This window comes from Corallococcus sp. Z5C101001 (assembly GCF_007352635.1).
GTDB lineage: Bacteria > Myxococcota > Myxococcia > Myxococcales > Myxococcaceae > Corallococcus > Corallococcus silvisoli.
In genome coordinates, this window is the sequence record NZ_VKLU01000011.1 from 258,061 (window position 1) to 283,203 (window position 25,143).

The 25,143-nt window shown below is 71.0% G+C and carries 18 protein-coding genes and 1 riboswitch; of the genes, 13 read left to right on the top strand and 5 right to left on the bottom strand.

All coding sequences use genetic code 11. The annotated features are described in order from the left end of the window. The first annotated feature begins 217 nt into the window (after nucleotides 1-217). Together FOF48_RS25135 and sthA are read left to right on the top strand one after the other, a co-directional pair. Nucleotides 218-1,756, top strand: a complete 1,539-nt coding sequence (locus tag FOF48_RS25135; RefSeq protein WP_186002061.1) for a PPC domain-containing protein — start codon at nucleotides 218-220, stop codon at nucleotides 1,754-1,756. A 72-nt stretch (nucleotides 1,757-1,828) separates the two neighbouring features. Further along, complete coding sequence (gene sthA / locus FOF48_RS25140; RefSeq protein WP_143905372.1) at nucleotides 1,829-3,226, top strand: Si-specific NAD(P)(+) transhydrogenase; 1,398 nt, start codon at nucleotides 1,829-1,831, stop codon at nucleotides 3,224-3,226. Between the two features lie 73 nt (nucleotides 3,227-3,299). Here the strand turns inward: sthA and ahcY are convergent, their stop codons facing one another. Next, complete coding sequence (gene ahcY / locus FOF48_RS25145) at nucleotides 3,300-4,730, bottom strand: adenosylhomocysteinase (protein ID WP_143905374.1); 1,431 nt, start codon at nucleotides 4,728-4,730, stop codon at nucleotides 3,300-3,302. 88 nt (nucleotides 4,731-4,818) lie between these two features. Next, nucleotides 4,819-4,891: riboswitch (S-adenosyl-L-homocysteine riboswitch) on the bottom strand. 420 nt (nucleotides 4,892-5,311) lie between these two features. Here ahcY and FOF48_RS25150 point away from each other — a divergent pair. The 3 genes from FOF48_RS25150 (at nucleotide 5,312) to FOF48_RS25160 (ending at nucleotide 8,974) form a co-directional block, all read left to right on the top strand. Continuing rightward, nucleotides 5,312-5,623: a hypothetical protein gene (locus FOF48_RS25150; protein ID WP_143905376.1), complete on the top strand. Its 312-nt coding sequence runs from the start codon at nucleotides 5,312-5,314 to the stop codon at nucleotides 5,621-5,623. Between the two features lie 38 nt (nucleotides 5,624-5,661). After that, nucleotides 5,662-6,078, top strand: a complete 417-nt coding sequence (locus FOF48_RS25155; protein WP_201756379.1) for a DUF1036 domain-containing protein — start codon at nucleotides 5,662-5,664, stop codon at nucleotides 6,076-6,078. A gap of 106 nt (nucleotides 6,079-6,184) precedes the next feature. Continuing rightward, the gene (locus tag FOF48_RS25160; protein WP_143905378.1) at nucleotides 6,185-8,974 is read left to right on the top strand and encodes an HAD-IC family P-type ATPase; all 2,790 of its coding nucleotides are present in this window, start codon (nucleotides 6,185-6,187) and stop codon (nucleotides 8,972-8,974) included. A 49-nt stretch (nucleotides 8,975-9,023) separates the two neighbouring features. Here FOF48_RS25160 and FOF48_RS25165 read toward each other — a convergent pair whose 3' ends face one another. Continuing rightward, on the bottom strand, nucleotides 9,024-11,600 hold the full coding sequence (locus FOF48_RS25165) for a sensor histidine kinase (RefSeq protein ID WP_255442629.1): 2,577 nt from the start codon (nucleotides 11,598-11,600) through the stop codon (nucleotides 9,024-9,026). A gap of 355 nt (nucleotides 11,601-11,955) precedes the next feature. On the opposite strand from FOF48_RS25165, the gene FOF48_RS25170 reads away from it, so the two are divergent. Further along, entirely contained in the window at nucleotides 11,956-13,254 is a 1,299-nt protein-coding gene (locus FOF48_RS25170; protein ID WP_143905380.1) for a universal stress protein, read from the top strand. Nucleotides 13,255-13,271: 17 nt separating this feature from the next. After that, entirely contained in the window at nucleotides 13,272-14,327 is a 1,056-nt protein-coding gene (locus tag FOF48_RS25175) for an alcohol dehydrogenase catalytic domain-containing protein (protein ID WP_143905382.1), read from the top strand. Here the strand turns inward: FOF48_RS25175 and can are convergent. Next, nucleotides 14,305-15,018 carry a carbonate dehydratase gene (gene can / locus FOF48_RS25180; RefSeq protein ID WP_143905384.1) on the bottom strand — a complete coding sequence of 238 codons (714 nt, stop codon included), beginning with the start codon at nucleotides 15,016-15,018 and terminating at the stop codon, nucleotides 14,305-14,307. The genes FOF48_RS25175 and can overlap by 23 nt on opposite strands. A 131-nt stretch (nucleotides 15,019-15,149) precedes the next feature. On the opposite strand from can, the gene FOF48_RS25185 reads away from it, so the two are divergent. Together FOF48_RS25185 and rraA are read left to right on the top strand one after the other, a co-directional pair. Continuing rightward, on the top strand, nucleotides 15,150-16,475 hold the full coding sequence (locus FOF48_RS25185) for a hypothetical protein (protein ID WP_143905386.1): 1,326 nt from the start codon (nucleotides 15,150-15,152) through the stop codon (nucleotides 16,473-16,475). A 231-nt stretch (nucleotides 16,476-16,706) separates the two neighbouring features. Next, entirely contained in the window at nucleotides 16,707-17,204 is a 498-nt protein-coding gene (rraA, locus tag FOF48_RS25190; protein ID WP_143905388.1) for a ribonuclease E activity regulator RraA, read from the top strand. Here the strand turns inward: rraA and FOF48_RS25195 are convergent. After that, on the bottom strand, nucleotides 17,179-18,126 hold the full coding sequence (locus FOF48_RS25195; protein WP_143905390.1) for a LysR substrate-binding domain-containing protein: 948 nt from the start codon (nucleotides 18,124-18,126) through the stop codon (nucleotides 17,179-17,181). The genes rraA and FOF48_RS25195 overlap by 26 nt on opposite strands. A gap of 129 nt (nucleotides 18,127-18,255) precedes the next feature. Between FOF48_RS25195 and FOF48_RS25200 the strand changes: the two genes are divergently transcribed. Both FOF48_RS25200 and FOF48_RS25205 read left to right on the top strand, forming a co-directional pair. Further along, nucleotides 18,256-19,728: a catalase gene (locus tag FOF48_RS25200; RefSeq protein ID WP_143905392.1), complete on the top strand. Its 1,473-nt coding sequence runs from the start codon at nucleotides 18,256-18,258 to the stop codon at nucleotides 19,726-19,728. Nucleotides 19,729-19,747: 19 nt separating this feature from the next. Continuing rightward, entirely contained in the window at nucleotides 19,748-20,311 is a 564-nt protein-coding gene (locus FOF48_RS25205) for an ankyrin repeat domain-containing protein (RefSeq protein ID WP_255442631.1), read from the top strand. An 18-nt stretch (nucleotides 20,312-20,329) separates the two neighbouring features. Here the strand turns inward: FOF48_RS25205 and FOF48_RS25210 are convergent, their stop codons facing one another. After that, nucleotides 20,330-22,234, bottom strand: a complete 1,905-nt coding sequence (locus FOF48_RS25210) for a transketolase (RefSeq protein WP_143905394.1) — start codon at nucleotides 22,232-22,234, stop codon at nucleotides 20,330-20,332. 206 nt (nucleotides 22,235-22,440) lie between these two features. Between FOF48_RS25210 and tal the strand changes: the two genes are divergently transcribed. Beyond that, nucleotides 22,441-23,562: a transaldolase gene (tal, locus tag FOF48_RS25215; RefSeq protein WP_143905396.1), complete on the top strand. Its 1,122-nt coding sequence runs from the start codon at nucleotides 22,441-22,443 to the stop codon at nucleotides 23,560-23,562. Nucleotides 23,563-23,673: 111 nt separating this feature from the next. Beyond that, a complete protein-coding gene (locus FOF48_RS25220; protein WP_143905398.1) occupies nucleotides 23,674-25,113 on the top strand; it encodes a hypothetical protein in 1,440 nt (479 codons plus the stop codon). Nucleotides 25,114-25,143: the final 30 nt, after the last annotated feature.

Consider the following 25,143-nt stretch of genomic DNA (forward strand, 5'->3'; position numbering starts at 1 on the left):
CGCTCATGGTGCTCTCGCGGTTCGCCGGCCCGACTGCCCGCCGCGAACCCTATCCCGGATGGCCTGGAGCCACCAGCTGAGCCGCTCCCGCCGTGCGGCCTCCCCGCACCCAAAATGTCAGACACGGATGTTAGGTTTCTCCTCATCCGACGGCCTCGCGATGACAGACATTCGCGGCCGCGGGTGCAACACCTTCTCAACAACCAAGGAGCAAACCTTGAAGCGTCTGGCATGGAAGGCCTTCGCCGCTGCATGGCTGACATGGGCCCTGGCGGGATGTGGCGAGGAGCTGGAGTCGTCCGCGGACCTGGCTGTCGAAGCGCCGGTGGAAGGGGCCGCCGAAGCGGCCCCCGTGAAGGAGAAGGGCCCGCCTCCAGAGGAGCGGCTCCAGGCCCTGGCCGCCGGCTGCACGGGGCTGATCCCGCTCACCAGCAACGTGGCGGTGACCAACATCAGCGCGAACACCGGCGAGTGGTCCTGCACGTACACCCTGAGCGTCAACTCCGCGGCCAGCACGCTCAGCTTCGTCACCACCTCCGGCTCGGGGGACGCGGACCTCTATGTGCGGTACGGCGCGGAGCCGACGACGGGGACGTATGACTGCAAGTCCGACAAGAGCAGCAACGCGGAGAGCTGCGCCATCACCAACGCGCAGGTGGGCACGTACTACGTGAAGCTCTACGGCTACGCGGCCTTCACCGGCCTGAGCCTGACGGCGACCTATACGCCGAGCGGCAGCTCCGGCTGCACCAGCACGACGACGCTGACCAACGGCGTCCCGGCGTCCGGCCTGGGCACGGCGGCGGCGAGCTGGTCCTGCATCTACCTGCTCTATGTCCCCACGGGGGCGACCCGCGTGGACTTCGTCACCAGCGGGGGCACGGGCGACGGCGACCTGTACGTGCGCCGGGGCTCCTCCCCCAACGAGACGACGTATGACTGCAAGTCCTCCGGCTCCACCAACTCGGAGACGTGCACGCTCAACGTGACGGAGTCCGGCGTCTACTACGCGCGGATGTATGGCTATGGCGCGTTCTCCGGCGCGAGCCTCACGGGCACGTACACCCTGTCCGGCGGCTACCCGGGCTGCACCACGACCAGCCCGCTCACCAACAACTCCCCCACGTCCGGCGTGAGCGCGCCGCCCGGCACCTTCTCCTGTGACTACACGCTCAACGTGCCGGCGGGGGCCACCCGCCTCACCGTCGACACCTACGGCGGCTCCGGAGGCACCGCGCACCTCTACGTGAAGCGCGGCAGCGCGCCCACGATGACGGCCTATGACTGCGCCGGCACGCTGGGCGGCACCCACAACAGCCAGACATGCACCCTCAACGCGCCCGCGGCGGGCACCTGGCACGTGAAGCTCTACAACGCGGCCCCCTCCCTGACGCTCTCCGGAGCGTTCCTGCGCGCGACCTATGTGAGCAGTGGGGGTGGCACCGGCGTGCTGGTGAACAACCAGACGGTGTCCGGCCTGTCGGGCCTGAAGGACTCCTACCGCTACTGGACCCTCACCGTCCCGGCCGGGCAGACCGCCCTGGACGTGACGACCCTGGGCGGCACCGGCGACGCGGACCTCTACATCCGCCGGGACGCCGCGCCGGAGGACTTTGTCTACGACTGCCGCTCCATGGCCGCTGGGAACACGGAGTCGTGCCACCTGGGGTACCTGGCGGCCGGCGTCTACCACGTGATGCTCAAGGGCTACACGGACTACAGCGGCGTGCAGTTGAAGGCCTCGTACGCGCCGTGATGTGTGAAGCAGTGCCCGGCCCCGGGGTGATTTCTTCCCTCGGGGCCGGGGTTGGGGGAACACTCCGGCCCCATGAGTGCTCGGCGGTTCGACGTGGTGGTCCTCGGCTCGGGTCCGGGGGGTGAAGGGGCTTCGATGAAGGCGGTGAAGTCCGGCCGCCGGGTGTGCTCCGTGGAACAGAGCCCCCTCGTGGGCGGCGCCTGCACGCACACCGCCACCATCCCCTCCAAGGCGCTGCGCCACGCCATCCAGCGGCTGATGGACGTGCAGCAGGACCACCCGGAGCTGAGGGCGGACCTGGCCCGCCACACCACGCTCAAGGACATGATGCGGGCCGCGACCACGGTGGTGTCCAAGCAGGTGCAGCTGCGCAGCACCTTCTACGAGCGCAACCGCGTGGAGCTGGTGGTGGGCCGGGCGCGCTTCCGGGACGCCCACACCGTGGAGGTCACGGAGCCGCGCGGCTCCGTGGAGCTGCTCTCCGCGGACGCGTTCGTGGTGGCCACCGGCTCACGGCCCTACCACCCGGCGAGCGTGGACTTCCGCCACCCGCGCATCTTCGACTCGGACACCATCCTGCGGCTGCGCGAGTCCCCGCTGTCGATGATCATCTACGGCGCGGGCGTCATCGGCTGCGAGTACGCCTCCATGTTCCGGATGCTCGGCGTGAAGGTGGACCTGGTGAACACGCGGGACCGGCTGCTGTCCTTCCTGGACGACGAAATCTCCGACGCGCTCTCCTACCACCTGCGCGAGCAGGGCGTGCTCATCCGCCACCAGGAGGAGATGACCCAGGTGGAGGCGCACGACGACAGCGTGGTGCTCCACCTGAAGAGCGGCAAGCGGCTGAAGGCGGACGTCTTCCTCTGGGCCAACGGCCGCTCCGGCAACAGCCAGGACCTGGGCCTGGAGGCGCTGGGCATCGCGGTGGACTCGCGCGGGTGCATCCAGGTCAACGACGGCTACCAGACGTCCGTCCCGCACATCTACGCGGTGGGGGACGTGGTGGGCGCGCCCTCCCTGGCCAGCGCCTCCTATGACCAGGGCCGCTTCGCCGCCACGCACATCGTGGAGGGGCGGCTGGAGCACAAGCTGGTCAAGGACATCCCCACGGGCATCTACACCAGCCCGGAGATCAGCAGCCTGGGCCGCACCGAGCGCGAGCTCACCCTGGCGGGCGTCCCCTATGAAGTCGGCCACGCCTTCTTCAAGAGCCTGGCGCGCGCGCAGATCACCGGCCGCACCGTGGGCATGCTGAAGCTGCTCTTCCACCGGGAGACGCGGGAGATCCTCGGCATCCACTGCTTCGGGGACAACGCCTCGGAGATCATCCACATCGGGCAGGCCATCATGGCGCAGGACTGGCCGGGCAACAGCATCGACTACTTCATCAACACCACGTTCAACTACCCCACCATGGCGGAGGCGTACCGCGTGGCGGCGCTCAACGGCCTCAACCGGCTGTTCTGACGGGGCGTGGAGACACGAAGGGCACCGCGGGCCTGCTGGCCCACGGTGCCCCGGGTGTCACTTCAGGCGGCGGCTAGTAGCGGTAGGTGTCCTGCTTGTACGGGCCGCTCTTCTGCACGCCGATGTAGCTGGCCTGCTCCGGGGTGAGCTCCGTGAGCTGCGCGTTGAGCTTCTTCAGCTGGAGCCGGGCGACCTTCTCGTCCAGGTGCTTGGGCAGCACGTACACCTTGCCCACCTGGTACTTGTCGCTGTGCGAGTACAGCTCGATCTGCGCGATGGTCTGGTTCGCGAACGAGCTGGACATCACGTAGCTGGGGTGGCCGGTGCCGCAGCCCAGGTTCACCAGGCGGCCCTTCGCCAGCAGGATGATGCGCTTGTTGTCCGGGAAGATGACGTGGTCGACCTGGGGCTTGATCTCCTCCCACTGGTACTTCTCCAGGGAGGCGACCTCGATCTCATTGTCGAAGTGGCCGATGTTGCAGACGATGGCCTGGTCCTTCATCTTGGCCATGTGCTCGTGGGTGATGACACTCTTGTTACCCGTGGCGGTGACGAAGATGTCCGCCTTGTCCGCCGCGTAGTCCATGGTCACGACGCGGTAGCCCTCCATCGCGGCCTGGAGCGCGCAGATGGGGTCGATCTCCGTCACCCACACCTGGGCGGACAGCGCGCGCAGGGCCTGCGCGGAGCCCTTGCCCACGTCGCCATAGCCCGCAACGACGGCGATCTTCCCGGCCACCATCACGTCCGTGGCGCGCTTGATGCCGTCCACCAGGGACTCGCGGCAGCCGTACAGGTTGTCGAACTTGCTCTTCGTCACGCTGTCGTTGACGTTGATGGCGCGGAACAGGAGCGTGCCCTTGACGGACATCTCCTGGAGGCGGTGCACGCCCGTGGTGGTCTCCTCGGTGACGCCGAGGATCTTCGCGCTCTTGCGCGAGTACCAGGTCGCGTCCTCGGCGAGCTTCGCCTTGATGGAGGCGTACAGCTCACGCTCCTCCTCGCTCTGGGGGTTGGCGATGACGGACAGGTCCTTCTCCGCGCGCTTGCCCAGGTGCATGAGCAGCGTGGCGTCACCACCGTCGTCGAGGATCATGTTCGGACCCTCGTGGTCGCTGCCGGCAGGGCCGAACTCGAAGATGCGGTGGGTGAAGTCCCAGTACTCCTTCAGGGACTCGCCCTTGTGGGCGAACACCGGCGTGCCGGCCTCCACCAGCGCGGCGGCCGCGTGGTCCTGGGTGGAGAAGATGTTGCAGGACGCCCAGCGCACCTGGGCGCCCAGCGCCTGGAGCGTCTCCACCAGCACCGCGGTCTGGATGGTCATGTGCAACGAACCCGTGACGCGAGCGCCCTTGAGCGGCTGCTGCTTCGCGTACTCGTCGCGGATGGCCATGAGCGCCGGCATCTCGCTCTCGGCGATGCGGATCTCCTTGCGGCCCCAGCTGGCGAGCTTGAGGTCGGCGATGGCGTAGTCGTGATTCTGCTTCTGGGTAACCGCGGTCATGGTGTGGCTCCGGATCCAGGGGGCGCGCCGTGCTGGCGAGGAAGAGGACAGGCCCTTCACAGGCAGGCTCACCCTCGCAGGCAACGCGTACAGGTGAGCGCCGTTGGGTCATTCGGCTTCGAGCCTGGGGCCGGGAGGGCCTCGCAACGCTCCTCGAAGTCGCGGGGGAAACTACGGGAAGGCGTCCCGGATTTCAAAGGGAGAGTGGCCCCCCGGGGGGTGGCCAGAGGTCGCACGCGCAGGTGGCCTGGAGGACACCCAGGCGGGCGTGCCCCACGGGGTGGGAGGACCGGCCCCCTCGGCCGCCTGGGCACGCCCCCGGGCCATCGTGACCATCTGGTCTTCCTTCTTTCCCTGGAGTCACGATGTCCCTCCTGTACCGGTCGCTGTGGGCCCTGGCCGCGCTCGCCCTTTTTCCCTCGTCCTGCGTGAAGCGGGCCCCCGCGCCCGTGGAATCCCTCTCAACTACAAACATCCAGGCCGGGCGAAACCCTGTCAGCCCTGACGAATAAACAATCTCCCGCGCGTAAGAGAGACAGTCCGCCCACGCGCGGGGCGGCATTTCCAATGGAGCTGGCATGATGAAGAAGCATGCAACGCTGATGATGTGGGGCCTGGCGGCGCTGGCGGCGGGCTGTGGGGAGGCCCCCCGGGAGGAGGCGCCCCAGGCCGCGGCCTCCGAGCTCCAGGCCGCACCGGCCCAGGGCCTGCCGTCCGTGGAGCAGCTGGCGGCCACGCGGACCGACTCGGCGGTGACGGCGGTGCCGGTGAAGTACGTGGTCGACCCCGGCGCCGCGCCCCAGCTGCGCGCCTCCCCTGGCACGGAGGCCGCGCGGCAGGCGGAGTCCTCCGGCCTCACCACTCCTGGCGGCGCTCGCCGCGAGGCCCGGTAGTCCCACCCGTCATCGCGTCACGACCCGAGGAGGCTCACATGTCGATTCAAAAGTTCGCGGCGGCACTGGCGTTGGCGTTGGGACTGGGGACGGCGGGACCGGCCCATGCCTGGATGCAGTACTGCAATGGAACCAGCGTCACGATCTACACCACGTATGAGTGGTACTCGCCCTCCTGCGCCTCGGAGGATGGCAGCCTCTGGCAGAAGAAGGGCTGGTGGAGCCTGAACCCAGGCGAATGCAAGATTGTCTATGGCTCCTCCCTGCCGAACCGCTACTCGTATTACTACGCGGAGGGCGGCGGGAAGGTCTGGGCCGGCGCGTACTCCACGTGCACGCCGTCCACCGCCTTCGAGTGGTGCGACAACACCTGCAGCACCGCCTCGCGCTCCCTGGGCTACCGGCAGCTCGATACGGGCTCCTCGTCCAACTACACGCTGACGTTCAACCCCTGACGTCGGGCGCGTGAGGGCGGCCGGGCACTCCGGCCGGTGGACGGCAGGCTCCCTTCCGGGGCCTTTCGTCTCCAGGCATGGCCAGCTTCCCCCAGGGAGACACGCCATGCGGGAGACGCCACGCTCCAGGAAGCAGGCCGGCCTCCGGGCCCCCGGGGACCGCTCCGTCTCCTGGCACGCCCTGCCCCCCGAGGCGGTGCTGGCACAGCTGACCAGCACCGCCTCGGGACTGACGGAGGCGGCGGCCCGGGAGCGGCTCGCGCGTCACGGGCCCAACGTGCTGGAGCGCGAGCGCCCCGAGAGCGCGTGGAGGCTCCTGTGGCGGCAGGTGAACAGCCCCCTCATCTGGGTGCTCATCGCCTCCGCGGGGCTGGCCATCCTCCTGGGCAAGGTGACGGACGGGCTGGTGGTGGCCGCCGTGGTGGTGCTCAACACCGTCATCGGCTTCGTGCAGGAGTACCGGGCGGGCCGGGCCATCGCGGCGCTGAACCACATGGTGCCGGAGAGCACCCTGGTGCTGCGCGACGGCCACCCGGTGACCCGGCCCGCGGCGGAGCTGGTCCCCGGGGACGTCGTGCAGCTCGCGTCCGGGGACCGCGTCCCCGCGGACCTGCGCCTGCTGCACTCCCGCAACCTCCAGGTGGAGGAGGCCGCGCTCACCGGCGAGTCCGTCCCCTCCAGCAAGCACGTCGCGGCCGTCGCCGGGGACGCGGAGCTGGGGGACCGGGCGAGCCTGGCCTTCGGGGGCACGCTGGTGACCTCCGGCACGACGACCGCGGTGGTGGTGGCCACGGGGCGCGACACCGAGCTGGGCCGCATCTCCCACCTGATGGAGCAGGCCGCCGACCTGAGCACGCCGCTGACGCGGGAGCTCTCACGGCTGGGCCGCGTCATCACGGCGGGCATCGTCCTCATGTCCGGGGTGCTGCTGGGGGTGGGGATGCTGCGCGGGTATCCGTTCAGCGACGCCGTGCTGGTGGCCATCACCCTGGCGGTGGCCGCGATTCCGGAGGGCCTGCCCGCCATCGTCACCATCGCCCTGGCCATTGGCGTGCAGCGCATGGCGGCCCGGCGCGCCGTCATCCGGAAGCTGCCCGCGGTGGAGACGCTGGGCAGCACCACCGTCATCTGCACGGACAAGACGGGCACCCTCACGCGCAATGAGATGACCGTGCAGGCGCTGTGGACCTGGAAGGGGCACTACGCGCTCACCGGCGTGGGCCACACTCCCCGAGGGCAGGTCCTGCGCCACGGGCGCCCGCTGTCGCCGGTGCCGGAGGACGTGTACGCCCTGCTGCTCGCGGGCGTGCTCTGCAACGAAGCCGACCTCCAGCCCCGGGAGGGGCGCTGGGGGATGACCGGCGACCCCACGGAGGGCGCGCTGCTGTTCGCCGCGAAGAAGGGAGGGCTGGGCGTGACGGACCTGCGCGAGCGCCATCCCCGCCTGGACGCCATCCCCTTCGAGTCCGAACACCAGTTCATGGCCACGCTGAACGCGGGCGGCCCGGAGCACCGCGAGCTGTTCCTCAAGGGCGCCCCGGAGGCCGTGCTCCGCCGCTGCGGTCCCCAGACGGACCGGGACGCCGTGCTGGAGCAGGTCGACCGCATGGCCCGGCAGGGGCTGCGCGTGCTCGCGTTCGCGCGCAAGGACGCGCCCCACAGCGAGGCCCTGGTGCCGCACGACGCGGAGGAGGGCTTCACGCTGCTGGGGCTCCAGGGGATGATCGACCCGCCCCGCGAGGAGGCCGTGGCGTCCGTGGAGGCCTGCCACGCCGCCGGCATCCACGTGAAGATGATGACCGGCGACCACCTGGGCACGGCGGAGGCCATCGGGCTCCAGCTGGGCATCCACTCGCCGGAGCACCCGGGGCTCACGGGCGCGCGCCTGGCCGCCCTGAGCGACGCGGAGCTGGGCCGGGCGGTGCGGGACACGAACGTGTTCGCGCGCCTGGCCCCCGAACACAAGCTGCGGCTGGTGCGCGCGCTCCAGGCCCAGGGAGACGTGGTGGCGATGACGGGCGACGGCGTCAACGACGCGCCCGCGCTCAAGCAGGCCAACATCGGCGTGGCCATGGGCATCACCGGCACGGCGGTGTCCCGCGAGGCGGCGGACCTGGTGCTGACGGACGACAACTTCGCGACCATCGTCGCCGCCGTCGAGGAGGGCCGCCGCGTCTACGACAACCTGGTCAAGTCGCTGGCCTTCGTGCTGCCCACCAACCTGGGGCTCGCCCTCATCCTCATGCTGGGCGTGACCTTCTTCCCCCTCCAGGGAGCGGGCGGCGTGCACGAGCCGCTGCTGGCGATGCGCCCCACGCAGCTGCTGTGGATCAACCTGGTGGCCACCGTCACCCTGGCGCTGCCGCTGGCCTTCGAGGCCCGCGAGCGCCACGTCATGCGCCGCCCGCCGCGCGCGCCCGACACGCCGGTGCTCAGCCACTTCGTGGTGATGCGCACCGGCCTCGTCGCGCTGTTGATGGCGGCGGGCGCCATCGGCCTGTTCCTCTGGGAGCTCCAGCGCCAGGGGGGACGCGCCGCCGCCGCCAACGCGCTCGCGCTGGCCGAGGCCCGCACGATGGCGGTCAACACCGTCGTCAGCTTCCAGATCTTCTACCTGTGGCTGTGCCGCACGCTGACCGGCTCCACCCGGGAGGTGGGCTTCTCCAGCAACCGCGCCGTCTTCGTGGGCATCGCGCTGCTGGTGCTGTTGCAGGCGGCCTTCATGTACGTGCCCTTCCTCCAGCGCATCTTCGGCTCCGCGCCGTTGTCGTGGGGGGCCATCGGCCGGTCGGTGCTGGTGGGCGCCGCGGTCCTGCCCATCGTGGGGCTGGAGAAGTGGCTGCGCTCGCGGCGCCGCCCGGCACCCGCCCCGCGTTCGAGCCGGAGCACCGCGTGAGCAGGGCGCCGCTCGCGTGCCTTTGGCCCCTGCTCCCGCCCGGCGCGTGTCAGGCGAGGTCGGTGGCGGGGGTGACCGGCCCCGCTGGGAGCGTGAAGCCGAACGTGCTCCCTCCGCCGGCACGGCTCTCCGCGTGGACCTGTCCGCCGTGGGCCTCCACCAGCCCCTTCACGATGGCGAGCCCCAGACCCGCGCCCTCCCTCCGCTTCACTCCGGCCTGCCAGAAGCGCTCGAAGAGGTGCGGCAGGTCCGCCGCCGCGATGCCGGGGCCCGTGTCGCTCACCAGGAAGCGGACCTGTCCCGCCTCCGGCTGGACGCGCAGGGTGATGCGCCCACCCTCGGGCGTGAACTTGAGCGCGTTGCCCATCAGGTTGGAGAGGATCTGCAGCACCCGCTCACGGTCCGCGAGCACGGGGGGCAGGCCCCGCGGAACACGGGCCACCAGCTGAAGGGACTTCGCCTCCATCAGCGCGCGGTGCTGCTCCACCGCTTCCTGGATGAGCGGCGCCACCTCCAGCGACTCGCGGTCCACCGTCAGGTTGCCCCCCTCCATCCGCGCCACGTCCAGCAGGTCCTGGATGAGCCGGTTCGCGCGATGGACCGACTTCTCGATGGACTCCAGGGACTTGTGACCGCCAGGGGCGGGCAGGGCCCTGGCGAGCATCCCGGTGCTCAGCGAGATGACGTTGAGGGGCGCGCGCAGGTCGTGGGCCACGATGCGCAGGACCTCGTCGCGCACGCGGGTGGCCTGTTCGGACCGCTGATGCAGGTAGGCATTCTCCAGCGCGAGCGAGCCCCTGCGCGCCAGCTCCTCCGCCAGGGCGAGGTCGCGCGCCCCGTAGCGGCGCCCGGACTCGGAGGTGGCGAGGATGAGGGCCCCCAGGTTCTGCCCCCGGAACCGCAGGGCCACGATGAGCGCGGACGCCGGCGCGAGCCCGCGCAGGAACTCCAGGTGCGCGGCATCCTCCGCGGTCCGCTGGAGCACCTCCCACGAGACCTCCGGCAACAGCACCGGCTGTCCGCTGCGCAGCACGGAGGCGATGAGCCCCCCCTGGCGGAAGGGCGCATGCGGGTACTGCTTCAGCATCTCCCGCAGCCGGGCCGCCGTCTCCGGCATGGCGGCGGCGGTCTCCACCCCTTGCACGTCTCCGTCCTCCCCCAGGAAGTCCACCAGGCACCAGTCCGCCAGCGTCGGCACGGCGAGCGCCGCCACCGTGGCCAGCGTCTTCCGAGGCTCCAGCGACGCCGCCGCGAGCCGGGGGCCCACCTCCGCCAGGAAGCGCCACGCCTGCGCCAGCTCGTTGCGCTCCGTGATGTCCTGGATCTGCGAGATGAAGTGCAGCGCCGCCCCCTGGGCATCGCGAACCACCGAGCCCTTCACCAGGATGGTGATCCTCCGGCCGTCCTTGTGGATGTAGTGCTTCTCCCGCTGGAAGGAGTTGATGTCACCGCTCCGCAGCCGCTCGGCGTTCTCCTGGTCCGCCGGCAGGTCCTCGGGGACGGTGATGTCGCTGACCGACCGGCTGAGCAGCTCATCGCGTGAATAGCCGACGATGCCGCGGAGCGCGGCGTTCGTGTCGAGGAAGCGCCCGTCCACCGAGAGCAGCGCCATGCCGATGGGCGCGTGCTCGAACGCGGTCCGGAAGCGCTCCTCGCTCAGGCGCAGGACGTCCTCCGCCTGCAGCCGCCGCGCATGCAGCCGGGAGAGGGCGTCCGCGTTCCAGACGGACACGGCGATGAAGGCCACCATGACCAGGAGCACGAAGAGCGTGACGCCGAACGCGGTCCCGTACAGCCCCAACCACTCGCCCAGCAGACGGACCCCGCCCACCGCCAGGACCACGAAGAGGGCCGCGGGCAGCAGCCGCCGCGCGGAGTGGCCGCCCAGGTCGTCCCGCAGCAGCACGCCCAGCATGCCGTGCTCCGGATGGACGGAGAGGACGCCCAGCGACAGCAGCAACAGGGCCAGCGCGGTGTGGATGCCCATGGGCACGGAGGGCGGCATCCGCGGGTTCAGGGCGGCCACGTCGAGCGAGTGCTCCTGGTACAGGAACCCGATGAAGACCCGCGACGCGATCAGCGCGACGCCGAAGGCCAGCCAGCGCGCGGGGTACCAGCCCCGGCGCTCGCGGACGTGCAGCAGCCAGAGCGACACCCCCAGGAGCAGCAGGCTCAGCGCGCCCCCCGGGGAGGGGCGTACCCAGGACGACAGGTCGCTCCGCGCGAGGAGCGCCCTCAGCCAGGGCCCGGTGAAGCCGGGCCCCTCCTCGGCGGCGAGGTAGCGGCCCAGGCCTTCCGCCCCCAGCAGCACGGCCGCCGTCGCCAGGCCCCGCCCCACGCCCAGCCTCCAGCCGCGCGCGGCCGGGACGTGCAGCAGCCAGAGGGCGACGCCCGCCGCCATCAGGCCCAGCGCGATGTCGGGCGGCATGACCCGCGCGTCCACCGGGATGAGCCTCTGGATGAGGCTGGGGATCCCCAGCGCCCAGCCCCCCAACACGACCGCCGCCAGCAACGGAGCGAACACGCTCGCCACGGGCACGAGCACCGCGAACGCGCGCGCGAGCCGCCGCGGCGGGTGGCCCGGCGACGGCATGACGCGGGGGAGGCCTGGCGTCGGGGGGCTCATGGCGGGCGCGGCCCCGTCGCGGGCCGCGCCCGGCCGCGGGGACGACGCGGCGGACGGCGGCCCGCCTCTCGGGCGTCCGCCCCCCGCGACACATCCAGGAGAACGGGCAGGCGGCTGGCGGAAACGGGGACTCGCATGACACAGGCACCAGCAGAAACCTGGAGTCCGGTCCAGCGACTGGCAACGCAGCCCGTCCCCCAGGGGCGAAGGCGCACGGGGCGCACGGCTGGGAGGCGGGTGCTGGCGCGCCGAAGGCAGACGGCCCGACGCGCGCCGCGCCTCCTCCATCGCCCCGGGCATGGCGTGCGGACACGGTGACTACCTTCACGGCGTGACCGCGATTCGAGGCGCCCCCATGGCCATCGCCTGCACCACCAATTTCTCGGATGCCGCCCGGCGCACCAGCGACACCGTGGCGCTGCTCTCCCGACGGATGAACGCTCCGCTCTGCCTCATCCACGTGGTGTCCAAGACGCTGATGCGGACCTTCGGCCAGTCCGTCCGCGAGGCCGCCCTGTCCGCGCTCCAGGGAGAGGCGCGGAGGCTGGAGACCCTGGGCGCCGTGGGCGTCGAGACCGTGCTGCTGACGGGGGAGCCCGAGCAGGCCGTGAGCGAGCTGGCGGCGGAGCGGGGCTTCCAGCTGGTGGTGGCCTCGGCCCCGGACGAGCCGACGCCCTTCCGAGGCCTGGGGGGCACGGTGGACCGGATGGCGCAGGAGCTGGACGTCCCCTTCCTGGTGGTCCGCGGAAACGCGGCGCTGGAGGCCTGGGCGCGCGGGGAGCGGGCCCTGCGGGTGATGTTGGGCCTGGACCGCTCGCGGCCCTTCGAGGTCGCGCGCGAGTGGGTGAAGGGCCTGGCGAGGTTCGGCCCGCTGGAGGTGGTGGGCGGGCGCGTCTTCTGGGCCGGCACGGAGGCGGAGCGGCTGGGGCTGGAGCACCCGCACAACTACAAGGACATCTCCCCGGAGCTGCACGACGCGCTGGAGCAGGAGGCCGCCACGCTGTTGGAGCCGCTGCGCGCGGCGTCCACGTCCGTGCGCGTGCGGATGGAGCCGGGCCTGGGACGCGTCGCGGACCACCTGGTCGCGCTGGCCGCCGAGGAGCAGGTGGACCTGCTGGTGGTGGGCACGCACCAACGCAAGGCGCTGGCACGCCTGTGGAGCGTGTCCCAGGCCGCGCGGCGTCTGGCCTCCATGTCGGTGGTGAGCGTGCCGGTGCTCACGGCCGAGCAGGGGCTGGAGGCGGAGCTGCCCCGGGTGCGCTCGGTGCTCGCGAGCACGGACTTCATGGCGGCGGGGGACCGCGCCATCGCCTACGCCTTCGCCATCGCGCCCCCGGGGGGCACGGTGCACCTGCTGCACGTGGAGCCCGCGGACGCGACGCAAGAGGAACTCGAGGCCGCCCGGCGCCAGCTGGAGCTCCGGGTGCCCCGCGAGGCACAGGACGGGGCCCACCAGGTGGAGCTGTCGGTGCTGACCGGGGACGACGTGGCGGGCGTCATCACCCAGGCCGCGGAGCGGCACTGCGTGGACCTGCTGTGCCTGGGGACCCACGGCCGCACCGGCGTGAGCCGGGCGGTGCTGGGCTCGGTGGCGCAGCAGGTGATGGCGCGCAGCGACCGGCCCGCGGTGACGGTGCGCATGCCGCGCGCCTGAGCAAGAGGAGTGGAGCCATGCGAGCGACCGTGTTTCGAGGCATCGACAAGGTGGGCCTGGAGGACGTCGAACGTCCGAAGGCGGGCGTGGGGGAGGCAGTCGTCCGGGTGACGCTCACCACCATCTGCGGCACCGACGTGCACATCGTCCGGGGCGAGTACCCGGTGAAGCCGGGCCTCACCGTGGGCCATGAGATGGTGGGCGTCATCGACGCGCTGGGCGATGGCGTGACGGGCTATCAGGTGGGGCAGCGCGTGCTGGTGGGCGCCATCACCCCCTGCGGCCAGTGCCGGGGCTGCCTCTCCGGGCACGCGTCCCAATGCGGCCACGGCGAGGGCATGGAGGCGGCGGGGGGCTGGCGGCTGGGCAACACGATGAACGGCGTGCAGGCCGAGTACGTCCGCGTGCCCTTCGCGCAGGCCAACCTGGCGCCGATTCCAGATGAGCTGAAGGACGAACAGGTGTTGCTGCTGGCGGACATCGCCTCCACGGGCTTCAGCGGCGCGGAGTCCGGCGGCGTGAAGATTGGCGACGCGGTGGTGGTGTTCGCGCAGGGGCCCATTGGCCTGTGCGCCTCCGTGGGGGCCCGGCTGATGGGGGCCTCGCTGGTGATTGGCGTGGACGGAGACGAGTCGCGGCTGGCCATGGCGCGGAAGCTGGGCGTGGACGTGGCGCTCGACTTCCGCAACCAGGACGTGGTGGCGGAGGTGAAGCGGCTCACCGGGGGCGGCGTGGACGTGGCCATCGAGGCGTTGGGCACGCAGCAGACCTTCGAGAGCGCGCTGCGCTCGCTCAACCCCGGCGGCACGCTCTCCAGCCTGGGGGTGTACTCCGGCAAGCTGCAGCTGCCCTACGATGCCTTCGCGGCCGGGCTGGGCGACCACCGCATCGTCACCACGCTCTGTCCGGGCGGCAAGGAGCGCATGCGCCGCCTGATGGAGGTGGTGCGCACGAAGCGCGTGGACCTCACGCCGCTCTTCACGCACCGCTTCGCGCTCAAGGACATCCGCGAAGCCTATGCGCTGTTCAGCCAGCGCAAGGACGGCGTGCTCAAGGTCGCCATCCGGCCCTGAGCGGCTCCGGGGCCGGCGCCGGCGCGGACGCGTAGCGCGCGAGGCACCCGGGCAGCTTCGCGGCCAGCTCGTCCGGGCCGCCGAGCGTCAGCCCCAGGTCCTTGAGCAGGCCGTCCTCCACGCCGTAGATCCACCCATGCACGGTGAGCGGCTGTCCGCGCTCCCAGGCGTCCTGCACGATGGTGGTGTGGCTGACGTTCTGCACCTGCTCCAGCACGTTGAGTTCGCCCAGCCGGTCGTGCCGTTCGCGGGGGGACAGCCCTTCGCCCAGGAGCCGCTCATGCTTCTGGTGCACGTCCTGGATGTGCCGCAGCCAGTTGTCCGCCAGCCCCACCCGCTTGCGCTCCAGCGCGGCGCGCACGCCCGAGCAGCCGTAGTGGCCGCAGACGATGACGTGCCGGACGCGCAACAGGTCGATGGCGAATTGCAGCACCGACAGCGCGTTCAGGTCGGTGTGCACCACCACGTTGGCGATGTTGCGGTGGACGAACAGGTCGCCCGCCATCAGGTTGACGATTTGATTGGCCGGCACGCGGCTGTCGGAGCAGCCGATCCACAGGTACTCCGGAGACTGATGGCTGGCCATCTTCCGGAAGAAGTCGGCGTCCTTCTCCACCATCGAAGCGGCCCACTGGCGGTTGTTCTCGAACAGCGCGTCCAGCGTCGGGTCAGCGGCGTTCGGGTCGGTCATCCGCGGGACTCTAGCGGGTGCGCACGGGCACCCGCGGGGGCTTTCCGAGCCGCGCCAGAATATGCGCGTGGGTCGGCGTAATCCCCCCGACGGCGGCATTTCCCCGCTGACGCTCCCGAGGATGACTCCCCATGGAACGACCCCCGCTTCGCTTCCCGCGCTTCCTCCCCTTCGTGGCGGCCTCCGTGCTGGCCGCCTGTGGAGGGGGAGCGGACGACCCGGGAGACGGCCCCGGCCCGGACGGAGACCCGGGCGGCCCCTGTGTGCGGACCCTCTCCGAGAAGCTGACCGCCGCGACGACCTGGGCGCCGGGTGAGCAGCAGTGCACCTACGCGGTGACAGGCGTGGTGGAGGTCAGCGGCGCGCTCACCATCGCCCCTGGCACGGTGGTCCGCTTCGGCCCCAACGCGGGTTTGTTGATGACGGCGACAGGCTCCCTCAACGCGGTGGGCACGGAGGCCGCGCCCATCACCTTCACGGGGACGACGGCCACGCCGGGCTTCTGGAAGGGGCTCGCGTTCAAGTCCAACAACCCCGCGAACGTGCTGGAGCACGTGGTCATCTCCTACGCGGGCAGCGAGGACTCCTTCTGCTGTGACTTCTTCTACGGCCCGGGTGGGAGCATCGAGGCGCGGGCGGCCGTGCTGCTGGGCTCGCAGCTCCAGGACTCCATCACCCAGGTGCGCATCACGGATACGACGGTGGAGAAGAGCGGGACGCTGGGCCTCTTCGCCTTCAACAAGGCGCGGCTGCCCGGCTTCTCGCGCAACCTCTTCCGAGGCAACCTGGGCGCGCCCGTCACCGTGAGCCTGTCCATCGCGAGCGCGCTGGACGCCACCAGCATCTACTCCGGGAACAGCGCCACCAACCCCTCGGCCAATGGCGACAACACCGTCCACCTGCTGGCGGCGCCGGAGGCCGACACCGCCACGGCGCAGACGCTGCACAAGCTGGACGTGCCCTATGGCATCTCCACCGGCGTCCCGAACACGACCGTGGAGTACGCGGGCGCGCTCACGGTGGAGCCAGGCGTGCGGCTCCAGTTCGAAGCGGAGTCCGGCCTGCGCATCACGGCGACGGGCTCCCTGGTGGCGCGGGGCACGGCGGCGGCCCCCATCGTGTTCACGGGCAGGACGGAGACGCCGGGGTCCTGGAAGGGCATCTCCATCCGGTCCACGAACGCGAACAACGTCATCGCCTCCGCGCGGGTGAGCCATGGCGGCTCGGATCCATTCTGCTGCGACTCCTTCACGAGCGCGGGCGACATCCGGGCCAACATCTCCCTGGGCGGAGGCAATTCGGGGCGGGGCCGGTTGCAGCTGACGGACTCGCTCGTGTCGCAGGGGGCCGGCTGGGGCGTCTTCGTCTTCAAGGACTCCACCCTCACCCAGAGCGCCAACACCTTTGACGGCAACACCGGCACCGTGGGCTACCAGAATCCCCCCTTCGCGCCCTGAAGCCGCGCCTCCAACACGGCCTTGGGAGCCGCGCGCCGTTCCGGCAGGGACGGCGCGCGGCGGTGGGCGCTACCGGGGCGCGAGCGCGCCCACCAGCCACTTCAATGCTTGCATGAACTTCCCCCTCTGGAAGGCGTTGACGATAGGGTTTTGAACAATGCACGGCCAAGGCGCCCGGACCCACCCGAGCAATCACAGTCGGACGCGCCCGGCGTGCGCATCCTCCCAGTCATGAACGACTCCTCTGACTTCAAGACCGCGGACCTCTGCGATGCCCACGCGGACACCTCGCGGTTCCAGATCGCGGACCCTGGCTTCCTGGACTACGGCGGGCGCAGGAGCTTCAGCGGCCCCATCAGCACGGTGCGGGCGCCCGAGGACAACTCGCGGGTGCGCCAGGCGCTGGAGGAGCCCGGCCTGGGCCGCGTGCTGGTGGTGGACGGCGGGGGCAGCCGGCGGTGCGCGCTGGTGGGCGACGTGCTGGCGGCGCTCGGACAGAAGAACGGCTGGGCGGGCGTGGTGGTGAACGGCTGCATCCGCGACGCGGAGGAGGTGGGCCGCACCGACATCGGCGTGAAGGCCCTGGGCACCCACCCGCTCAGGAGCGGCAAGCGCAACGAGGGTCAGCGCGACGTGGAGGTGCGCTTCGCAGGAGTCACCTTCACCCCGGGCCACCACCTCTACGCGGACGCGGACGGCATCGTCACTTCCGAGCAGCCGCTGCGCTGACCTTCGCCCGCCCTGCCCCACCGGGCCACGCGGAGCGCAGCGTCCCCGCGATGGCGCGCAGCGCTTCGGCCCGGGGGTGTCCGGGACGCCACGCGAGGGCGAGCGTGCGGCCCGGCCCCGGCGGCGCGAAGGGCCGCACCACCAGCTGCCCCTGCCGGTTCTCCATGGGCACCGCCAGCTTGGGCAGCAGCGTGATGCCGCCCGCCGCCATCACCATCTGCGCGAGCGTCGTCAGGCTGGTGGCCCGGAAGTCCACCTCACGCGCGCCCACGCGCGTGCACAGGGCCAGCGTCTGGCTCCGGAAGCAGTGCCCGTCCTCCAGGAGCAGCACCTCCTCCTCGTCCAGGTCGCGCAGCTGCACCTGCTGCTTCTTCTCCAGCGGGTGCCCGGGAGGCGCCGCGACGACGAAGGGGTCCTCCGCGATGACCTCGTGCTCCACCGCGCGCCCCAGCTCCGTGTCCACCGCGAGCAGCGCCGCGTCCAGCCGGCCCTCATCCATGTCGCGCATGAGCAGCGCCGTCTTCTCCTCGCGCAGCCGCAGCCGCAGCTTCGGGTAGCGCTTCACCAGCGCGGGCACCACCTCCGGCAGCACATAGGGCGCCACCGTCGGGATGGCGCCCAGGTGCAGCGGGCCCGCGAAGGGGTCCCCCATCCGCGCCGCCGCCGTGAGGAGGTCCTCCGCCTCCGTGAGCACCCGGCGCGCCCTCGCCACCAGCTCCCGACCCTCTGGCGTGAGCAGCACGCGGCGCGCGTCCCGCTCGAACAGCTTCACCCCGAGCACCGCCTCCAGCTGCTGAATCTGCGCGCTCAGGGCCGGCTGGGAGACGTGGCACCGCTCGGCCGCCCGCCGGAAGCCCAGCGTCTCCGCCACCGCCACCACGTACTCCAACTGCCGCAGGCTGAGGTCGTTGAGCGAGGCCATGGCCCCTCCGTGAACCGATAACCCCTGCCTATCACTTCCATCCAAACGATGTCTTGGCCCGATTGCCGCCCGCTCTCTACCTTTCCCCGTCGAAGTGCCCCGAAAGCCCTCACGCAAAGGAAAGCGGCCATGTCCCAGCGCCCCACCCTCACCACCGAAGCCGGCGCCCCGGTCGCCGACAACCAGCTCTCGCAGACCGCCGGCCCCAGCGGCCCGGTGCTGCTCCAGGACCACCACCTGCTGGAGAAGCTGGCCCGCTTCAACCGCGAGCGCATCCCGGAGCGCGTGGTGCACGCGGTGGGCTCCGGCGCCTACGGCACCTTCGAGGTCACGTCGAAGGACGTGACGCGCTACACGCGCATGAAGGTCTTCAGCGAGGTGGGCAAGCAGACGGAGGTCTTCCTGCGCTTCTCCACCGTGGCGGGCTCCAAGGGTGCGCCGGACACCGCCCGCGACCCGCGCGGCTTCGCGGTGCGCTTCTACACGGAGGACGGCAACTGGGACCTCGTGGGCAACAACACGCCGGTGTTCTTCCTGCGCGACGGCATCAAGTTCCCGGACTTCATCCACTCGCAGAAGTACGACCCGTACACGAACTGCCAGGAGCCGGACAACGTCTGGGACTTCTTCTCCTACTCGCCGGAGGCCACGCACCAGTTCACCTGGCTGTTCGGCGACCGGGGCATCCCCGCGACGCTGCGGCACATGGACGGCTTCGGTTCACACACCTTCCAGTGGGTGAACGCGCGGGGCGAGCGCTCCTGGGTGAAGTTCCACTTCAAGACCGACCAGGGCATCCGCACCCTCACCTCGCCGGAGGCCGAAGCCCTGGGCGGGAAGGATCCGCAGCACCACCAGCGCGACCTGTACCAGGCCATCGAGCGCGGCGAGTTCCCCTCGTGGACGCTCAAGGTGCAGGTGATGCCGGAGGCGGACGCGGCGAACTACCGCTTCAACCCGTTCGACCTCACCAAGGTGTGGCCGCACCAGGACTACCCGCTGATGGAGGTGGGCAGGCTCACCCTGAACCGCAACCCGGAGAACTTCTTCGCGGAGGTGGAGCAGGCGGCGTTGGACCCCGCGCACTTCGTGCCCGGCATCGGCCCGTCGCCGGACCGGATGCTCCAGGCGCGGCTGTTCGCGTACGGCGATGCGCACCGCTACCGGGTGGGCATCAACAGCACGCAGCTGCCCGTGAACGCGCCGCGCGGCGTGAAGGGCGGCGCGCGCAACTACGGCCGTGACGGCGCCATGCGCTTCGACGGCAACGGCGGGCGCGGCCCCAACTACGAGCCGAACAGCTTCCACGGCCCCGCGCAGACGGACGCGTCCCCCGGCCTGGGCTACGCGGTGGACGGCATGACGGGCACCTTCGTGCACGGCAAGCACGCCGAGGACACCGACTTCGTGCAGGCGGGCGCCCTCTACCGGCTGATGGACGAGGCCGCGAAGGCGCGGCTGGTGGAGAACCTCTCCGGCAGCCTCGCCCAGGTGAGCCGCGAGGACATCATCACCCGCGCCATCGCCCACTTCCGCGCCGCCGACGAGGACTACGGCGCGCGCATCGCCACCGCCGTCCAGCAGCTGCGCCGCTCTCGCTAGAGAGAAAGGAACACCGCCCATGCTCCCCCACACCGTCATGAAGACCCTCGATGCCCCTCGTCCCTCGGACGGGGATTCCGACGACGCCGCGGTGGTCGACCTCGCGAGGACCGCGTTCGCGCTGGCCCGCGCGGGCGCGGCCCGGGACCTGGCGGTGATGCTCGACGCCGGGCTGCCCGCGGGCCTGCGCAACGAGCGCGGCGACTCGCTCCTGATGCTGGCCAGCTACCACGGCCACATGGAGGCGACGCACCTCCTGCTGAAGCGCGGGGCCAACCCGGAGCAGACCAACGACGCCGGGCAGACGCCGCTGGCCGGCGCCGCGTTCAAGGGCAGCGCGGCCATCGCCACGGTGCTGCTGGACGCGGGCGCGAAGGTGGACGGCGCGGGCGGAGACGGCCGCACGCCCCTGATGTTCGCGGCCATGTTCGACAAGCTGGACGTGGTGGAGCTGCTGCTCCAGCGCGGCGCCAACCCGGACCTCCGGGACGCGGACCAGCGCACCGCGCTCGCCTACGCCCGGGCGTTCGGGGCGTGGCGAGCGGCGGGCCGGCTGGAGCCGCGGCCTCCAGCCCAGGACTGACGGCCGGGGCGCGGGGCCTCAGGCGTTCGTGTGGCCCCAGGCGTTCTCGGACGGCTTGCCGCGCCCGTCCCCACGCAGGGGCGAGTCCTCCACCAGCGACGTGACGCTCTCCACGATGTGCTCGGCGTCGATGCCGGCGGCGTTCAGCAGCTCCGCGGGCTTGCCGGAGCCCGGCAGCTTCGTCACCGCCAGGCGCACCACCGTGGGCAGCAGCGCGCGCTCGCCCGTGAAGGCCTCCAGCACCGCGTCCGCGAGCCCGCCCTCGGCCCAGTGGTCCTCGACCACGACCAGCCTCCCCTGCGTCTCGCGCGCGGCCTCGCGCAGCGTCTTCGCGTCCACCGGCTTCACCGAATACAGGTCGATGACGCGCACCGGGATGCCCTCCTGCTTCAGCAGCTCATACGCCTTGAGCGCTTCGTGCAGCGTGATGCCGGCGGCCACCACCGTCGCCACGTCCTTGTCGGAGCGCCGCAGCACCTTGCTGCCGCCAAGGGGGAACGCCTCCGTCGCGGGGTAGAGCACCGGCGTCTTCTCACGCGTGCTGCGCAGGTAGGTGATGCCCGGGCGCTCCAGCACCTGCGCCAGCAGCTTCGCGGTCTGGTTCGGGTCGCTCGGGTAGAGCACCGTGCTGCCGCCCACCGCGCGCATCATCGCCAGGTCCTCCAGCGCCATCTGCGACGGCCCGTCCTCGCCAATGGAGACGCCCGCGTGGCTGCCACACAGGTGCACCGTCGCGTTGGAGATGGCCGCCATGCGCACCTGGTCATACGCGCGCGACAGGAAGGCCGCGAAGGTGCTGACGAAGACCTTCTTGCCCAGCACCGCCATGCCCACCGCGCTGGACACCATGTTCTGCTCCGCGATGAACATCTCGAAGTAGCGCTTCGGGTGCGCCTTGTGGAACTCGTCCGAGTACGTGGAGTTGGACACCTCCGCGTCCAGCGCCACCACGTCCGGCCGGGCGTTGCCCAGCGCCAGGAGCGCGTCGCCATACGCCTTGCGCGTGGCCTCCTTCTGGCCGACCTCGTACGTGGGCAGCTTCAGCGGCGCGGCCACGTCCAGGCCGGAGGGCTTCACCGCCTCCGGCTTCTTCACCTGGATGCGGACGTTCCGCTCGCCGCCCAGCTCGCGGATGGCGTCCTTCGCCTTGTCCTCCGGCAGCGGCTTGCCGTGCCAGCCTTCCTTGTTGGCGATGAGCGAGTAGCCGTGGCCCTTCTCCGTCTTGCAGATGAGGCAGGTGGGCTGCCCCTTCTTGCCCTGGGCTTCGGCGAAGGCGCGGTCGATGGCGCCCAGGTCGTGCCCATCCAGCGCGATGGCATGCCACCCGAACGCGCGGGCGCGGGCCACATAGGCCTCCACGTTCCAGCCCAGCTCCGTCGCGCGGCTCTGGCCCAGCCGGTTCACGTCGATGATCGCGCAGAGGTTGTCGAGCTGGTAGTGGCTGGCCTTGTCGAACGCCTCCCACACGGAGCCCTCCGCCGTCTCGCTGTCCCCCATCAGCACGTAGGTGCGGAAGGGCAGCCCGTCCATGCGCGCGGTGAGCGCCATGCCCACGCCGACGGCGAGCCCCTGGCCGAGCGACCCCGTGGCCACGTCCACGTACGGCAGCACGTGGGGGTTCGGGTGCCCCTCCAGCCGGCTGCCGAACTTGCGCAGGGTGAGCAGCTCCCGGTCGTCGATGGCGCCCGCCGCCTTGAAGGCGGAGTAGAGGACCGGGCAGGCATGGCCCTTGGAGAGCACGAAGCGGTCGTTGTTGGGCGCGCGCGGCTGCTGGAAGTCGAAGCGCAGGTACTTCTGGAACAGCACGGCCATGATGTCCGCCGCGGACATGGATGAGCTGGGGTGGCCCGAGCCCGCCGCCGTGGTGCAGCGGATGCTGTCGATGCGCAGCTGCGCCGCGAGGTCCGCCAAGGTGTCCGCCATCGTTTCGCTCCCGGAGTTCAGGGGGACAGGGGTGCCCCCCGGTACTGTGTTGACTGACGCGGCCCGCGAGAAGCGGTCGCCCCCGCTGGCCTCGCGTCCAGGCAGAATCCGCGAGTGCCTGCCTGCCCGGCCGGGCTCGGGGGGCGGCACGTGGTCATCTTGAAGGAACGCCATCCGGGCGCCCTGCGCCCCCGACGGGAGAACCCATGAATCCGCTTCGACAGCTCGCCGAGTTTGGCCAATCCGTCTGGGTGGACAACCTCCAGCGCAGCTACATCACGAAGGGCACGCTGAAGAAGTTCATCGACGAGGACGGCCTCAAGGGGCTCACCTCCAACCCGACCATCTTCCAGAAGGCGGTGTCGGGCAGCGACGACTATCAGGACCTCTTCGACGCGGCGAAGGGCCAGGGTCTGTCCGGCAACGACCTCTACGAGCAGCTGGCGGTGCGCGACGTGCAGGGCGCGGCGGACATCCTGCGCACCGTCTACGACGCGACGAAGGGCCAGGACGGCTTCGCGTCGCTGGAGGTGTCCCCCCGGCTGGCGCTCGACACGAAGGCCACCCTGGAGGAGGCGCGGCGGCTGTGGAAGACGCTCGCGCGGCCCAACGTGATGGTCAAGGTCCCGGGCACGGAGGCCGGCGTTCCGGCCTTCGAGCAGCTCACCTCCGAGGGCATCAACATCAACGTGACGCTGCTCTTCAGCCAGGAGCGCTACCGGCAGATCGCCGAGGCCTACGTGAGCGGCCTGGAGAAGCTGGCCGCGTCCGGAGGGGACGTGAGCCGCGTCGCCAGCGTGGCGTCGTTCTTCGTCAGCCGCATCGACACCCTGGCGGACAAGGAGATCGAAAAGAAGCTGAAGGCCGGCGCCACGCCCGAACAGCAGAAGGCGCTGGAGGGGCTGAGCGGCAAGGTGGCCATCGCCAACGCGAAGCTCGCCTACCGCATCTACAAGGAGATCTTCGGCGGCGCGCGCTGGAAGGCGCTCGCGGCGAAGGGCGCCAGGGTGCAGCGCGTGCTCTGGGCGAGCACCAGCACCAAGAGCCCGAAGCTGAGGGACGTGCTCTACGTGGAGGAGCTCATCGGCCGCGACACGGTGAACACCATGCCGCCCGCGACCATCGACGCGTTCCGCGACCACGGCAAGGTGCGCGCGAGCCTGGAGGAGGACCTCCCGGCCGCGGAGGCCACCCTGCGCCAGTTGGAGGCGGGCGGCATCTCCATGCGGAAGCTCACCGACACGCTGACCACGGATGGCATCCGCCTGTTCGAGGAGTCCTTCGACCAGCTCCTCTCCGCGGTGGGGGAGAAGCTGAAGAAGACCTGAGCCTCCGAAGGAGGGAGGGCCTGAAGACACTCCCCCCTCCTTCCAGTGCTTGTTGGAAGGCACTGCCCTGCCCCCCACCCTTCCGGACACTTGGGCCGGAAGGAGCCGTTCATGGGAGTGAAGAACTGGGGCGCCGTGGCGTGGCTGGCATTGGTGGGCTGCGGTGGCATGCCGGAGGAGGAGCAAGCGCGCCAGGTGGAGGCCCAGGCGTGCCCGTCCGGGGTGGCGTCGCGGGTGAAGGTGGTCATTCCTCCGCTCGCCAGCACCGCCACGCGGCTGCAGGGGCTGACCGACGTCCAGGGGACCCTCTACTTCGCCACCAACGGCCCCTCCTCCGAGGGCTCCATCCTGTGGCGCAGCAACGGCACGGCGGCGGGCACCGTCCCCGTCCGGGGCTTCCCCGTGGGGTACTCCGGCGTGGAGTCACCGGTGGCGGTGGGCAACCGGCTCTTCTTCCAGATGTCCGTGGCCATCACGGGGACGGAGCTGTGGGTCAGCGACGGGACGTCCCTGGGCACGAAGCTCGTCCGGGACATCACGTCAGGGCCGGAGGGCTCCACGTTGCTGAGCGCGACCGCGGTCAATGGCCGGCTGGTCTTCTTCCGGGCGCGCTCCGGCACCGAGGACGCCGAGCTGTGGCGCTCGGACGGGACGGCCGTGGGGACGCAGCGGATCAGCGTCCTCGGCGGCGTCAACGGACTCTATTCCCAGGCGACCCTGCAGGTCGGAGGCGCGCTGCTCTTCTTCCGGAACGAAGACTCGGGCACCCGGCTGTGGCGCACCGACGGCACGCTGGCGGGGACCCAGGCCGTCGCGGGCCTGAGCTCGCGGCGGCTGAACATCGTGCAGGTGGCGCAGGCGGGCAGCCTGGGCCTGTTCATCGTGGAGGACGGGCCCAACTCCCAGGTCTGGAAGACAGATGGCACGGGCGGGGGGACGGTGAAGCTGGAGACGTTCGGCCGGGCCGTCCACATCCTGGGCGTGCTGGGGTCCAAGGTCTACCTCTCGTCCGTGGACCTGGACACGCAGCAGCTGCGCATCCAGAGCCTCCTGCTGGCGGGCGGCGGCAAGGCGTCCGTGGCCACCCTGCCCCGATACAACGCGAACGCCTATCCCTTCGTGCAGCGGAGCACCCTGTCTGCGGGGAGCCTGTACTTCTCCGTCGCCCAGTTCGTTGACGGCCCCGCCCCGGCGGCCGTGGAGCTGTGGGCCACGGACGGCACGTCCGCGGGCACGCGCAAGCTCTTCCAGACGCTGTCCCGGAACGACGAATACGCCTCGCCCGTGTTCGCCACGGGAGAGGGCGTGGTCCTCTTCAGCGGCTCGGCCACGGGCAGCGGCCTGCAACCCTGGTTCACGCGGGGCACCGTGGCGACGACCGGGCGGTTCGCGACCACCGGGCCGGGAACGCCAGCCATCGCGCCAGACGGCTTCACCCGCCTGGGCAGCCGCGTCTACTTCCGCGCGCTGGATGACACCGACCGGGAACAGCTCTGGTCGGTGCCGGCGTCCTTCAGCTGCCCGGCGGGGTTCAACGACGCGCGGGAGTAGCCCTACCCACCGCTGTCCACCGGCATGAAG